This is a genomic window from Neisseria sp. GT4A_CT1, from assembly GCF_000227275.1.
GTDB lineage: Bacteria > Pseudomonadota > Gammaproteobacteria > Burkholderiales > Neisseriaceae > Neisseria.
The window spans coordinates 25,925-39,177 of sequence record NZ_JH164971.1; the positions used below are offsets into that span (position 1 = coordinate 25,925).

Here is a 13,253-nt window from a genome sequence, read left to right on the forward strand (position 1 = left end):
AAAAAGTAATGAAGCAGAAAACGGGTTGCAGTTTAAACATCGCTTTGCCCCAACTTATCTATCCTTCAGTCGGCAAAGATAGCGTTTGCACGGCCTTTGCTATATCATTCCCTTATCTGAAATCAAGGAAAACATCATGTACGAAGTCAACCGCAGCGTCTTCCTGCTCATCCCGCTCGATCCTTTTTGGAACTGGCTGCAAACCCTGCCCGGCAATCATCTTGACGGTTTGACGCTTGAAGATATTCAAGCTGATGCCAATTCTTACCTCGTCCGTCCGTGTGAAACCGCTGATGAAGTTTGGGATGAAATCGAAGCGCGGTTTGAAGACATTTTCGCTGCCGAACTTGCCGATTGGTGCGAAGATGAAAGCGAATGGCCTGATTTGAATGCGGATATTTTCAATGAATGGTTCGACATCCAGCTTTCTACCGTTATCACCGACCTCGAGCAAGAACCGCTCGCCCGTGAAGCCTTTCAACCCTTCAATCTGAACTGATGAATATCCGCGTCCGCAATTACCATCTTGACGGCTACGGTCATGTCAACAACGCGCGCTATCTCGAATTTCTCGAAGAAGCGCGCTGGGCGTTTTTTGAGGAACACGGTTTATTGTCCGAAATCGACGGCTTGATGCTGGTGGTTGTCCGCACCGACATCCGTTATCGCCGTGCCGCCGTCGATGGCGACATATTACGCTTTGAAGGTCGTCTGAAAGAGCTGACCTCGCGCCATATTATCCTCACTCAAAACATTGTTTTGCCCAGCGGTAAAAATGCCGTCGAAGCCGAAAGTACTTTGATGGTTGTTAGCGCAGAAAGCGGGCGAAGCATCAGCATTCCCGAATCTCTCTTTACCCTTTTAAAACAATACGCCGAAGCATGAAAAAGCTCATTACCATTGCCGCAGTCGCCATTATCGGCGCGCTGCTTGCCATCGTCCTTATTCCGGATAACAAACCTGCTCCCGCATTCTCTTTGTCCGACCTGCAAGGCAAACCGGTGTCCAATGCCGATTTGCAAGGCAAAGTCAGTTTCATCAATTTCTGGTTTCCCTCCTGCCCGGGCTGTGTCAGCGAAATGCCCAAAGTCATCAAAATGTCCAAAGACTATCAAGGAAAAGACTTCCAAGTCCTCGGCATTGCCCAGCCGATAGACCCGCTGGAAAGCGTAAACCAATACGTCAAAGAATACGGCTTGCCTTTTACCGTCATGTTTGATGCCGATAAAGCCGCCGCCCAAGCGTTCGGCACGCAGGTTTACCCGACTTCTTTCCTGATCAATAAAAAAGGCGAAATCCTGAAAACCTTTGTCGGAGAACCAGACTTCGCCGCGCTTTATCAGGAAATCGACAAAGAATTGGCGAAGTAATACTGGCTTGAGAGATTCGTGACTGTTTTCAGACGACCTCTGTTATGAATATATTAAACAATCAACGATATTGTCTGCTGTCGGACTTAAAGAAGGGCAATTTCGGTAAGTAGATTCTGAGCATCATTGAAAATGGCTTTGAAAAATAAACAATTTCTTTATTTTATTTTTGTCGGCTTTATTTTGAGCGTATTTCAGCTGACATTTGCACAAGGCGTTCCTCAAAAAGGCATGCTGTGGGTTTATTGGGGTAATAGTTTAGATGGTAATGCTCGGAATCAAAGGATTTTATATTTTGACTTTATCCCTGAAGACACCAAAATATCGAATCAAAACCGAATCTTCCTTAATTTGAGCGAATCGCAGCAAACTGCTGTTTTGAAAGAATTGGTGCTTCCGCCGAATTTTTACGTTTATCAGGAAGATTCTGTCAAACAGCCTGCCCAAATTACTATGGGTAAAGTGGGTACGGAAGTCATTTGTGACGGTAAATATTATTCTGCCAAACTTATAAAATTTGAAAAAATCCCAAAAACAACGGCGAAACAAATCCCTGATTCGGGCTGTATTTACTCGTTGATTATGAATAATGATTTCATCGTTAAATCCACAGATAGCCATAAGGTTAACCTCAGGAGCCAACCGGATGCCCATGCCGACATAATCAAACGCTTGGACGACAACGCCATAGTAGAAAAATTGAAAACCGTTCGTAAGGATTGGTACCTCGTTCAATTAAAAGATACGACTACCCAAGGGTATGTTCATAAAAGTCAGTTGGAGCGGGTGGATTAATCAAAAGTTGTCGATATGTCGGCGTAATCAAAAAGGTCGTCTGAAAACCTTGATTCAGTTTTTCAGACGACCTTGTACTTAATAATCTTCTATTGCAAGGAATGTTCATGACACCCCAAACCGTCTTAGACTTCTGGTTTGCCGAAGAAAACCGTCCTTTTCTGTTTGCCAAAAACGATGAATTCGATGCCAAGATTCGCGCGCGATTTTTTGATGTCTGGCAGCAGGCGGCCCGTGGCGAACTTGCACACTGGCGCGACACCCTGCAAGGCAGGCTCGCCGAAATCATCCTACTCGACCAATTCTCGCGCAACCTTTTTCGCAACAGTCCTCAAGCATTTGCCCAAGATTTGGCCGCTCTCATCCTTGCCCAAGAAGCTGTCCGTCAGCCCGGTTTCGCCGCCCTCCTGTCGCACGAACGCCATTTCATGCTCATGCCGTTGATGCACAGCGAAAGCCAAGTTGTCCACGAACAAGCCGTTCCGCTGTTTGAACGCTATACCGACGGACACGCATTGGATTTTGAAATCAAACACAAAGTCATCATCGACCGCTTCGGACGCTATCCGCACCGCAATGCCGTATTGGGGCGTGAAAGCACGGAGGAAGAGGCGGAATTTTTGAAGCAGGAAGGTTCGTCATTTTAATTTGGGTTTTAAAATTTGAAGGTCGTCTGAAAACCATTTTTCAGACGACCTTCTTTCATATTTCCGCTTCAATAATGCGGCGGAATTTCATCACGCAGGCTGTAAGGTTCGCGCTCTCCGTTTGCGCCTTTGTCCTGCATTTTCTGATAAAGCAGCCTTAACTGCGCCTGCTGTAAATCCAGCGTCTGCTGCATTTTCGCCACCGTATCGTTCAGGCTGCCGATTAAGTCTTCCTGAAGCGCGGTTTGGATTTCCAGCTCGGTGATGCGGTGTTCCAATTCGTCCATTTCGCTCATTTACAGCACCATCGCGGCAATCCAGCCGGCAATCATCAGCGGGATATTGTAGTGGATAAAGGTTGGGATGACGGAGTCGCGGATGTGGTCGTGTTGTCCGTCGGCGTTCAAACCCATGGTCGGGCCGAGCGTCGAGTCGGACGCGGGCGAACCGGCATCGCCCAATGCGCCCGCCGTACCGACGATGGCGACGGTTGCCAGCGGCGAGAAGCCGAGGCTGATACACAGCGGCACATAAATTGCGGTAATGATCGGCAAAGTAGAGAAAGAAGAGCCGATGCCCATGGTGACCAACAATCCGACAAACAACATGGCAAATGCCGCCATGCCTTTATTGCTGCCGAAAAGTTGCATACTGTGTTCGACCAGCGGTTTGATTTCGCCTGTCGCGGTCATGACTGCCGCAAAGCCTTGCGCCGCAATCATGATGAAACCGACCATCGCCATCATTTTGATGCCTTCGCCGAACACATCACTGGCAGCGTCTCGGTTCATCACGCCGAGCATCATAAAGACGGCAAAACCCAGCATCGCGCCCAACACCAGCGAATCTTCATACATCAACTGAATCGCAAAGCACACGCCGATTGCCACCGCCGCCACCAGACTGCGGTAAGCCGAAGGCTGGGGCTGTTCGGATGCTTCGCGGTTGTCTTCCGTATCGACGGTATTGGTTTGATAAATGCGTGATTTGCGGTAGTGGACAAACGCCGCCAGCAGCCCCGCCACCATACCCAGCGCAGGAATCGCCATCGCATGCATGACGCTGATGCCTTTTACGTCCATACCCGCAGATTTGATGTTGCCCAAGAGAATGTCGTTCAAGAAAATCGCGCCGAAGCCGTAAGGCAGGAACATATAAGTCGTCACCAAACCGAACGTAATTACACACGCCACCAGACGGCGGTCGACTTTCAAACGGTTAAACACCAGCAAAAGCGGCGGAATAATCATCGGAATAAACGCGATATGGATAGGCACGACGTTTTGACTCATGATGCCCATCGCCAAAATAATCAGCAACAGCGTCCATTTCACCGAACTTTCGCCTTTCGCGGCATCCTGACTGTTGTTGAGTTTGCGGATAATGCCGCCCGCAAGCTGCTGCGGCAGCCCCGAATAGGTAATCGCCATCGCGAACGCACCGAGCATCGCATAAGACAAAGAAATCCGCGCGCCGCCCTTCAAGCCTTCGTTAAACACGGGAATAATCCCCGACTTCGTTACATTGCCCGCCGTATCCACGACGTTTTCCAGCGGCATTCCCGCCACCAGTCCGCCAACGAACGCACCGACAGTCAGGCTCAATACGACGTGTACCCGCGATAGCGACAACACGAGCATAACGATTACTGCAACCACTACGGCATTCATGCCTTTTCTCCGTTTCAGACGACCCTCAGACCATCTGTTCACATATTAAAAAGAAACATCATAACCTAACATGATTTAACGGGCTAGGGCAAGCCGATTATTCATGTAAATGAATAGGATGGAATGTGCAGGCAGCCGATTCAGACGACCTTAAGCATATTTGATTTTGCCTAAAGCCATAGAACCACCCCCATCCTAACCTTCCCCTGCTGGACGGGGGAAGGGACAAATTGCCGTTGCAGCAATCCGTAGCGTGGGCTTTGCCCACGATATGAGTGAAAACGTGATCATCCAATTCAGATTGTCAGAAGATAGATTTCGTGGGCAAAGCCCATGCTACAAACTGGCGTGGATTAAATAAAAGGTCGTCTGAAAACTCGACTTTCAAGTTTTCAGACGACCTCGTTTTTACCTGCAACCCGCTCCCTCTCCCGTCCGGCGGGAGAGAACTGGGGAGAGGGTGGTTCTACGGGGCAAACGAATTTGATTTTATTTAAACTCGCAAAGCCACCCCGTCCTAACCTTCCCCCGCCAGACGGGGGAAGGGATAAGTTACCGTTGAAGCAATCCGTAGCGTGGACTTTGCCCGCGAAATCTGCCATAAGCAATCCAAGCGTTCCGGTTCAATCTCAAGAAAACCGTAAGGCATGATGCAGCTTAGTCCGCCGCCTGTCAGGTCAGTACGGAAACTTGATTGCGCTTTTTATCTATTCGACTAGAACGAGAATAAATGCCGTATAATCAAGCCCCAAGTTTCCCCAGCCTTGAAGGTCGTCTGAAAACCATGCACTCAACTTACGCTACCGTACAGCGCGATTTGCTCGAAGCCAATCACCTTTCCCCTGAGCTGCTCGCCAAAAGCCTGAGCATCATCGGCGCGCATCACGTCGATTACGCCGACATCTACTGCCAGCGCACTGCTTTTGAAAGCTGGCATTTGGAAGAGGGCATCGTCAAATCAGGCAGTTTCCAAATCGATCAGGGGGTGGGCGTGCGCGCTGTTTCGGGCGAAAAAACCGCTTTTGCCTATGCGGACAGTTTGTGTATCGATTCGATCAACCGTTCCGCCCAAGCTGTCCGCGTCATCGGCGCGGCAGGCGGCGAAGCTTCTGTCAAAGTGCCGTCCGCCGCATACGGCAAATCCGTCCATGCGGTGCTGAATCCTATTATCGGTCTCGATTCCGCTGCCAAAGTTGCCTTATTGAACAAAGTGGAAACGCTTGCCAAAGCCGCCGATCCGCGCATTGTGCAAGTGATGGCGGGGCTGACTTGCGAATACGACATGATTTACATCGCCCGCCTCGACGGCAGGCACGCCGCCGACATCCGTCCGATGGTGCGCCTGAACGTTACCGTCATCGCCAAACAGGGCGACCGGCGCGAACAGGGCAGTGCGGGTGGCGGCGGTCGCTACGACTTGGCTTATTTTGATGAAACTTTGGTGCGGCAGTTTGTCGATTCCGCCGTCAAACAAGCCCTGATTAATCTCGAATCCCGCCCTGCGCCCGCAGGCGAAATGACCGTTGTCTTGGGCAACGGCTGGCCGGGCGTGTTGCTGCATGAAGCCGTCGGACACGGCTTGGAAGGCGATTTCAACCGCAAAGAAACCAGTGTCTTTTCAGGCAGAATCGGCGAGCGCGTTGCCGCCAAAGGCGTTACCGTCGTTGATCAGGGCGACATTGCCGACAGACGCGGTTCGCTCAATATCGACGACGAAGGCAACGAAACACGCCGCACCGTATTGATTGAGGACGGCATCTTGGTCGGCTATATGCAGGATGAAACCAACGCCCGCCTGATGGATACGCAATCCACCGGCAACGGCCGCCGCGAAAGCTACGCCTCCGCCCCTATGCCGCGCATGACCAATACCTTCATGGAAAACGGCGGCTACGAACCCGACGAAATCATCGCGTCCATCGACAAAGGCATTTACGCCGTCAACTTCGGCGGTGGACAGGTGGACATCACCAGCGGCAAATTTGTCTTCAGCGCATCCGAAGCGTGGTGGGTCGAGGGCGGCAAACTGCAATATCCCGTCAAAGGCGCAACCATCATCGGCAACGGCCCTGATGTGTTGAAACATGTTTCCATGATAGGCAACGATACCGCGTTGGACAGCGGTGTCGGCGTGTGTGGCAAAGACGGACAGAGCGTTCCTGTCGGCGTCGGACAACCGACCCTGCGGATTGATTCGGGACTGACCGTCGGCGGTAGCGAGATTTAAGGCAATTAAAAATAAAACGTCGTCTGAAAACTGTATTTAGGGTTTTCAGACGACGTTTCGTATTAGATGGTAGGCTTATCGATTGGAAACTGTTGAGTCCTTACCCTGCTCAAGTTCGCAGGAAACCATGTTTTAAGGCATTAAAGCACAAGTTTATCTGATCGAACGTTCTACACGATTTCTGGCTTATCCATCTGCTGAGACACAAAAAACAAGCCGCCGAAAAAATCGGCGGCTTGTTGAATATCATCACAATTGAAAGCCCTGGGCATGATTTCATCGATGCCCGGTATTCAATGCGCTTTACTCTTGGACAAAAGTAACGCCGTGAAGATGGGAATTGAGGATGGCAGTCCGCAAAGCAGTCAATGCTTTGGGGCGGACGAAGTTCCGACGATATGCCAAAACGACGCGGCGGTGCGGTACGGAGCCTGAAAACGGGATGATGCTGAACAGCAAATGGTCGTTTTCGGTCAACGCGGTAGCAGGCATGACGCTAATGGCGAGACCGCTGGCAACCATGTGGCGGATGGTGTTGATGGAGCTGCCTTGCAGGGTGTTGGTCAGGCCTTGGATTTTCTGCTTGGCGGCCAGCTCGGAGCAGCTTGATAAGACCTGATCGCGCATACAGTTGCCTTCAGTCAGCAACAAGACCTGCTCTTCGCTCAACATCTGCGGCGTAACGGCATCGAGTTCTTCGAAATGGTGTCCTTTGGGGACGATGACGAAAAAAGGCTCGTCATACAGCGGCTCGGTGACGATGCCCGGCTCTTGGAAGGGTTCTGCGACTACGATGGCATCGACGTCGCCGCGTTTGAGCGATTCGGTTAGGATGTGCGTGTAGTTTTCTTCAAGCATCAGGGGCATTTTCGGCGCGGTTTCGCGCAGGGAAATGATGAGCTTGGGCAGAAGGTAAGGGGCGACGGTAAAAATCAGACCGAGTTTGAATGCGCCTTCCAATTCGTTTTGCTCTTCGCTGGCAAGGTGCTTGATCAGCTCGGCTTCTTCCAACACGCGGCGGGCTTGGGCAACGATGCGCTCGCCCGCTTCGGTGGTGATGATGTCGTTGCTGCTGCGGTCAAACAGGGATACCGACAGCTCTTCTTCCAGCTTTTTGATGGCGATGGAAAGGGTGGGCTGGCTGACAAAGCAGCGGCGCGCGGCACGTCCGAAATGACGTTCCTGCGCGACGGCTACGATGTAACGCAATTCGGTCAAGGTCATGTGTTAAGCCTTTTTCTGTTCCGTTTTTTGTTCAGGCAGGGTGATGTTCAATTCGAGAACGTCCATACCGTCCTGCTTTTCTTGGGAAATGCGGATGTCGTCCAGGGAAACATTGACGTATTTGGACAATACTTCCAGCAATTCTTTGCGCAGGGTCGGCAGGTAATCGGGCGCTTGACCTTCTTGCGCGCGCTCTTGGGCAATGATGATTTGCAGGCGGTCGCGTGCAACGGCGGCGGTTTTCGGTTTTCTGCCGAACAACATATCCATTAATGACATGACTTAGCCTCCGAACAGCCGTTTGAAGAAGCCTTTTTTCTCGGCTTCGAGGAAACGCATTTCACGGTTTTCACCCAAGAGGCGCGCGATAACGTCTTTGTAGGCTTCTGCGGCAGTTGCGCTGTCTTGGTGGATGACGGGTTCGCCGGCATTGGACGCTTGCAGGACGTTTTGCGATTCGGGAATGACGCCGATAAGCGGGATGCGCAAGATGTCGCAAATGTCTTGTACGGACAGCATTTCGCCTTTGTTGACGCGCTCAGGCGAGTAGCGGGTAATCAGCAGGTGTTCTTTGACCGTGCCGCCTTGTTCGGCTTTGCGGGATTTGCTTTGCAGGATACCCAAGATACGGTCGGAGTCGCGGACGCTGGATACTTCGGGGTTGGTGGTGACGATGGCTTCGTCGGCGAAGTAGAGCGCCATCAATGCGCCTTGTTCGATACCGGCGGGGGAGTCGCAGATGATGTATTCGAATCCCATTTTGTCACTGCTCAATTCCTGCATGACTTTCTCAACGCCTTCACGGGTCAGCGCGTCTTTGTCGCGGGTTTGCGATGCGGGCAGGATAAAGAGGTTTTCGCAGTTTTTGTCTTTAATCAGAGCTTGGGTGAGCGTGGCTTCGCCTTGGATAACGTTAACCAGGTCGTAAACGACGCGTCGTTCGCAACCCATAATCAGGTCGAGGTTGCGCAAGCCGACGTCAAAGTCGATGACGGCTGTTTTGTGGCCGCGCAGAGCCAGTCCGGTTGCGATACTGGCGCTGGTCGTGGTTTTGCCTACGCCGCCTTTGCCTGAAGTTACTACGATGATTTTTGTCACGATGTTTCCTTTATCAAATGCTTGGAATGGTTAATCTGTGTCGATTGCGCTGATAACCAGGCGGTTGTCTTGCAATGAAACCTGTACGGCTTTTTTGTGCAGGTGGTCGGGCAGGTCTTGTTCGAAATTGCGGTAGATGCCCGCTACGGAGACCAGTTCCGCCTGCATGGAGTGGATGAAGATGCGCGCGTTGGTGTTGCCTTTCGCGCCTGCCAGAGCCCTGCCGCGCATGGGCGCATAAATATGAATGTTTCCGTCGGCAATGAGTTCCGCACCTTGGCTGACGATGCCGGTCACGATAAGGTCGCCGTTTTCCGCGTAAACCTGTTGTCCGGTGCGGACGGGGGTGCTGATGAGGACGGTCGGGTTGCTGATGACCGTTGCCTGAACGGGTGCGGGCTCTTGGTTGATTTTGGGCTGTTGCGGCTCGGATTTGTCGCTACGGCTGAAAACCAAATGGTAACGTGCTGCGAAGGATGCCCAATATTCGCTTTCGTGGCGCAGCCCCAGAATCTGCATGCCGTAACGGGCGAAAAGGGAAATCATGGAACCGATGTCCAATGACTCGGGATGGTCAAAATCCTGCACATCCAAAACGAAGGGGACGACATCCAATTCTTGGTATTGACCGGCGCGTTGGCGCAAAAATTCTTCCAGTTCGGTCAAGTCTGCGGTATGCAGGTGAATAGCCAGCACGTCAAGCCGGGCTGACTTTATGTCGAAGGCGGGTTTCATAATAGTGAGTAAATCATAAAATTTTTTAATTGTATAAGTTTACCGTGTAAATCTTGGCTATTCAATCCGTTTGGGCCGTCTGAAGTGAAATTTCCTGTATCTATCGGGTTGAAATTACGACTGGGACGCGATTGCAAGCCGATTGCAAGGTTTTGTCATGAAATGACGTTATCTTTAAAGTTGTTTGAAGTGGCGTAAAAGCGACAACAGGTCATCTGAAATCCGGAGCAGGCTCTGAATCTGGACGATTCGTCAATGGGATGAACAGATTTTTTTATATAAGGACGGTCGGTCATTGAAGGAATATAGTGGATTCACTTTAAACCGGTACGGCGTTGCCTCGCCTTAGCTCAAAGAGAACGATTCTCTAAGGTGCTGAAGCACCAAGTGAATCGGTTCCGTACTATAGTGGGTTAAAATAAAAATGAGACAAGACAGCGAGCCGCAAGGCGTACAGGTAGTACGTCAAGGCGAGCCAACGCCGTATCATTGTGATTTTAATCCACTATATCTGTACTGTCTGCGGCTTCATCGCCTTGTCCTGATTTAAAATTAATCCACTATAAATGGTGGGATTTGGAGGTTTTTCAGGGTTGGGTGAGGCGATTTGAGCCGCTAAGGTCGTCTGAAAATGCGGCCACCGGTTTCAGACGACCTTTTATAGTGGATTAAAATAAAAATGAGACAAGGCGGCAACGCCCGCCGTGTACGGGTAGTACATAAGGGCGTTGGCAACGCCGTATCATTGCAATTTTAATCCACTATACTTTTCCGCTTTCTTTGCACATTCTTTGTCTAACTTGACATTTCCTTGCCGCCGCAACACCATAAAGGCAGATTCGGCAGCCGGTTCGAGCCTGCCGTACGTTTTTTCTTAACCGAAAGGCTATCCACGATGACACAATCCACTCACGATCCTTACGCGGATTACCGCGAGCTGACGCTTCGGGGCATGATACTCGGTGCGCTGATTACCGTGATCTTTACCACGTCAAACGTTTATCTCGGTTTGAAAGTCGGTCTGACCTTTGCTTCGTCGATTCCGGCTGCGGTGATTTCGATGGCGGTTTTGAAGTTTTTCAAAGGCAGCAATATTTTGGAAAACAATATGGTGCAGACGCAGGCTTCGGCGGCGGGTACGCTTTCGAGCATTATTTTTGTTCTGCCCGGTTTGTTGATGGCAGGCTATTGGAGCGGTTTTCCGTTTTGGCAGACTGCGCTGTTGTGTATGGCGGGCGGGATTTTGGGGGTGATTTTCACCATTCCGCTGCGTTACGCGATGGTGGTGAAAAGCGAGTTGCCTTATCCCGAAGGCGTGGCGGCGGCGGAGATTTTGAAAGTCGGCAGCCACGAGGAAAGAGGAAGACCGTCAGGGCGGAAGCGGCATTAAAGAGCTGGCGGCAGGCGGCGCGTTGGCGGGCTTTATGAGCTTTTGTGCCAACGGTTTGCGCGTGATTGCCGATAGCGCGAGTTATTGGTTCAAAAGCGGCACGGCGATTTTCCAACTGCCGATGGGCTTTTCGCTGGCATTGTTGGGCGCGGGCTATCTGGTCGGTCTGACGGGCGGTATTGCCATCCTGCTGGGTATTTCGATTGCTTGGGGCATTGCCGTGCCGTATTTTTCATCGCACATTCCTCAACCTGCCGATATGGAAATGGCGGCATTTGCGATGAAGCTGTGGAAGGAAAAAGTACGCTTTATCGGCGCGGGTACCATCAGTATCGCGGCGGTTTGGACGCTTTTGATGCTGCTCAAGCCGATACTGGAAGGTCTGAGAATGTCATTCAAGAGTTTCGGCGGCGGTGCGCCTGCGGCGGAACGTACAGAACAGGATTTGTCGCCTAAGGCTATGATTTTTTGGGTATTGTCCATGATGCTGGTGCTGGGCGTATCGTTTTATCACTTTATCGGCGATTCGCACATTACAGGCGGCATGGCTTGGCTTTTGGTGGTCGTTTGCACGCTTTTGGCTTCCATCATCGGCTTTTTGGTTGCCGCCGCCTGTGGTTATATGGCGGGTTTGGTCGGCTCGTCTTCCAGCCCGATTTCCGGCGTGGGCATCGTTTCCATCGTCATCATTTCGCTGGTGTTGTTGGTCGTGGGCGAATCCGGCAGCTTGATGGCGGATGAAGCCAACCGCAAATTTTTGCTGGCTCTGACCTTGTTCTGCGGCTCGGCGGTGATTTGCGTGGCTTCGATTTCCAACGACAACCTGCAAGACTTGAAAACCGGCTACCTGCTCAAAGCAACGCCTTGGAGACAACAGATTGCGTTGATTATCGGCTGTATCGTCGGTGCATTCGTCATCTCGCCCGTGTTAGAACTGCTCTACGAAGCTTATGGCTTTACCGGCGCCATGCCACGCGAAGGCATGGACGCGGCACAGGCCTTGGCGGCTCCGCAAGCGACTTTGATGACGACCATCGCGTCGGGTATCTTCGCCCGCAACCTTGAATGGGCGTACATCTTCACCGGTATTGCGATCGGCGCGGTGTTGATCGTCGTCGATTTGGTGTTGAAAAAATCGTCCGGCGGCAAACGCGCACTGCCTGTCCTCGCAGTCGGCATGGGCATCTACCTGCCCCCGTCCGTCACTATGCCCATCGTGATCGGCGCAGTGTTGGCGGCGGTGTTGAAACACATCATCGGCAAGAAAGCGGAAAACCGTGAAGGTCGTCTGAAAAACGCCGAGCGTATCGGAACCTTGTTCTCCGCCGGTTTGATTGTCGGCGAAAGCCTGGTCGGCGTAGTGATGGCATTCATCATCGCCTTCTCCGTGACCAACGGTGGCTCCGACGCCCCGCTCGCGCTGGGTCTAGAAAACTGGGAAATCACCGCATCATGGCTGGGACTGGCATTTTTCATCACAGGCATGGTGTTCTTCGCCCAACGCGTGTTGAAAGCAGGACGCGTCAAGTAAGTCAGGTTTGAAAATAAAGAGGTCGTCTGAAAACTTGGGATTCAGGTTTTCAGACGACCTTGTTTTTATCTGCGGTCTTCAACCTCTCTCGTCTGGCTGGGGAGGGGGGCTACAGGCTACACGAATTTAATTTTACCTAAATCCACAAAGCCACCTCCATCCTAACCTTCCCCCGCCGGACGGGGGAAGGAACAGATTGCCGTTGCAGCAAACCGTAGCGTGGGCTTTGCCCGCGATATGAATGCCAAAATGAAAGCACATTCGGCTATTGTCTGATTTTGATTACTTAAATGATGGATTTCGTGGCAAAGCCCACGCTACTTGAGTTATCCAAAATCTGTATTGATTGAATACACGGGTCGTCTGAAAACGGGTATGAACGGGTTTGTTTCTTTAAAACCCGAATCTTAAAGTTTCAGACGACCTCGTTTTTATCCGAAAACCGCCCCCTCTCCCGTCTGGCGGGAGAGGGCTGGGGAGAGGGTGGCTCTATGGGTTAAACGAATTTGATTTTACCTAAAGCCATAGAACCACCCCCATCCTAACCTTCCCCCGCCGGACAGGGG

At 51.4% G+C, this 13,253-nt stretch carries 12 protein-coding genes and 1 pseudogene; 7 read left to right on the forward strand and 6 right to left on the reverse strand.

The window, feature by feature from the left end:
• The first annotated feature begins 136 nt into the window (after positions 1-136).
• From HMPREF1028_RS11965 to HMPREF1028_RS11985, 5 genes are all read left to right on the forward strand, one after another.
• Positions 137-499 carry a hypothetical protein gene (locus HMPREF1028_RS11965; protein ID WP_003765647.1) on the forward strand — a complete coding sequence of 121 codons (363 nt, stop codon included), beginning with the start codon at positions 137-139 and terminating at the stop codon, positions 497-499.
• Positions 499-885, forward strand: coding sequence for a thioesterase family protein (locus HMPREF1028_RS11970; protein WP_009313018.1), 387 nt, complete (start codon positions 499-501; stop codon positions 883-885). The genes HMPREF1028_RS11965 and HMPREF1028_RS11970 overlap by 1 nt, the downstream gene beginning before the upstream one ends.
• Positions 882-1,370, forward strand: coding sequence for a TlpA disulfide reductase family protein (locus HMPREF1028_RS11975; protein WP_009313020.1), 489 nt, complete (start codon positions 882-884; stop codon positions 1,368-1,370). The genes HMPREF1028_RS11970 and HMPREF1028_RS11975 overlap by 4 nt, the downstream gene beginning before the upstream one ends.
• A gap of 132 nt (positions 1,371-1,502) precedes the next feature.
• Positions 1,503-2,165 (forward strand): SH3 domain-containing protein, encoded by a 663-nt coding sequence (locus HMPREF1028_RS11980; protein WP_009313022.1) that lies wholly within the window; start codon positions 1,503-1,505, stop codon positions 2,163-2,165.
• A 107-nt stretch (positions 2,166-2,272) separates the two neighbouring features.
• Positions 2,273-2,812, forward strand: coding sequence for a DUF924 family protein (locus HMPREF1028_RS11985; protein ID WP_009313023.1), 540 nt, complete (start codon positions 2,273-2,275; stop codon positions 2,810-2,812).
• 68 nt (positions 2,813-2,880) lie between these two features.
• Here the strand turns inward: HMPREF1028_RS11985 and HMPREF1028_RS11990 are convergent, their stop codons facing one another.
• A complete protein-coding gene (locus HMPREF1028_RS11990; protein WP_003742919.1) occupies positions 2,881-3,108 on the reverse strand; it encodes a SlyX family protein in 228 nt (75 codons plus the stop codon).
• Positions 3,109-4,482, reverse strand: coding sequence for a Na+/H+ antiporter family protein (locus tag HMPREF1028_RS11995; protein WP_009313025.1), 1,374 nt, complete (start codon positions 4,480-4,482; stop codon positions 3,109-3,111).
• Positions 4,483-5,212: 730 nt separating this feature from the next.
• Between HMPREF1028_RS11995 and tldD the strand changes: the two genes are divergently transcribed.
• Positions 5,213-6,709, forward strand: a complete 1,497-nt coding sequence (tldD, locus tag HMPREF1028_RS12000; RefSeq protein WP_009313027.1) for a metalloprotease TldD — start codon at positions 5,213-5,215, stop codon at positions 6,707-6,709.
• Between the two features lie 303 nt (positions 6,710-7,012).
• Here tldD and HMPREF1028_RS12005 read toward each other — a convergent pair whose 3' ends face one another.
• From HMPREF1028_RS12005 to minC, 4 genes are read right to left on the reverse strand one after another with little or no spacing between them, the layout of a single operon-like run.
• Positions 7,013-7,933, reverse strand: a complete 921-nt coding sequence (locus HMPREF1028_RS12005; protein WP_003762207.1) for a hydrogen peroxide-inducible genes activator — start codon at positions 7,931-7,933, stop codon at positions 7,013-7,015.
• A 3-nt stretch (positions 7,934-7,936) separates the two neighbouring features.
• Positions 7,937-8,212 carry a cell division topological specificity factor MinE gene (minE, locus tag HMPREF1028_RS12010; protein ID WP_003765670.1) on the reverse strand — a complete coding sequence of 92 codons (276 nt, stop codon included), beginning with the start codon at positions 8,210-8,212 and terminating at the stop codon, positions 7,937-7,939.
• Between the two features lie 3 nt (positions 8,213-8,215).
• On the reverse strand, positions 8,216-9,031 hold the full coding sequence (gene minD / locus HMPREF1028_RS12015; protein WP_003762203.1) for a septum site-determining protein MinD: 816 nt from the start codon (positions 9,029-9,031) through the stop codon (positions 8,216-8,218).
• Between the two features lie 30 nt (positions 9,032-9,061).
• Entirely contained in the window at positions 9,062-9,766 is a 705-nt protein-coding gene (minC, locus tag HMPREF1028_RS12020; protein ID WP_003762201.1) for a septum site-determining protein MinC, read from the reverse strand.
• A gap of 895 nt (positions 9,767-10,661) precedes the next feature.
• Here minC and HMPREF1028_RS12025 point away from each other — a divergent pair.
• Positions 10,662-12,687: pseudogene (locus tag HMPREF1028_RS12025) on the forward strand (oligopeptide transporter, OPT family).
• Positions 12,688-13,253: the final 566 nt, after the last annotated feature.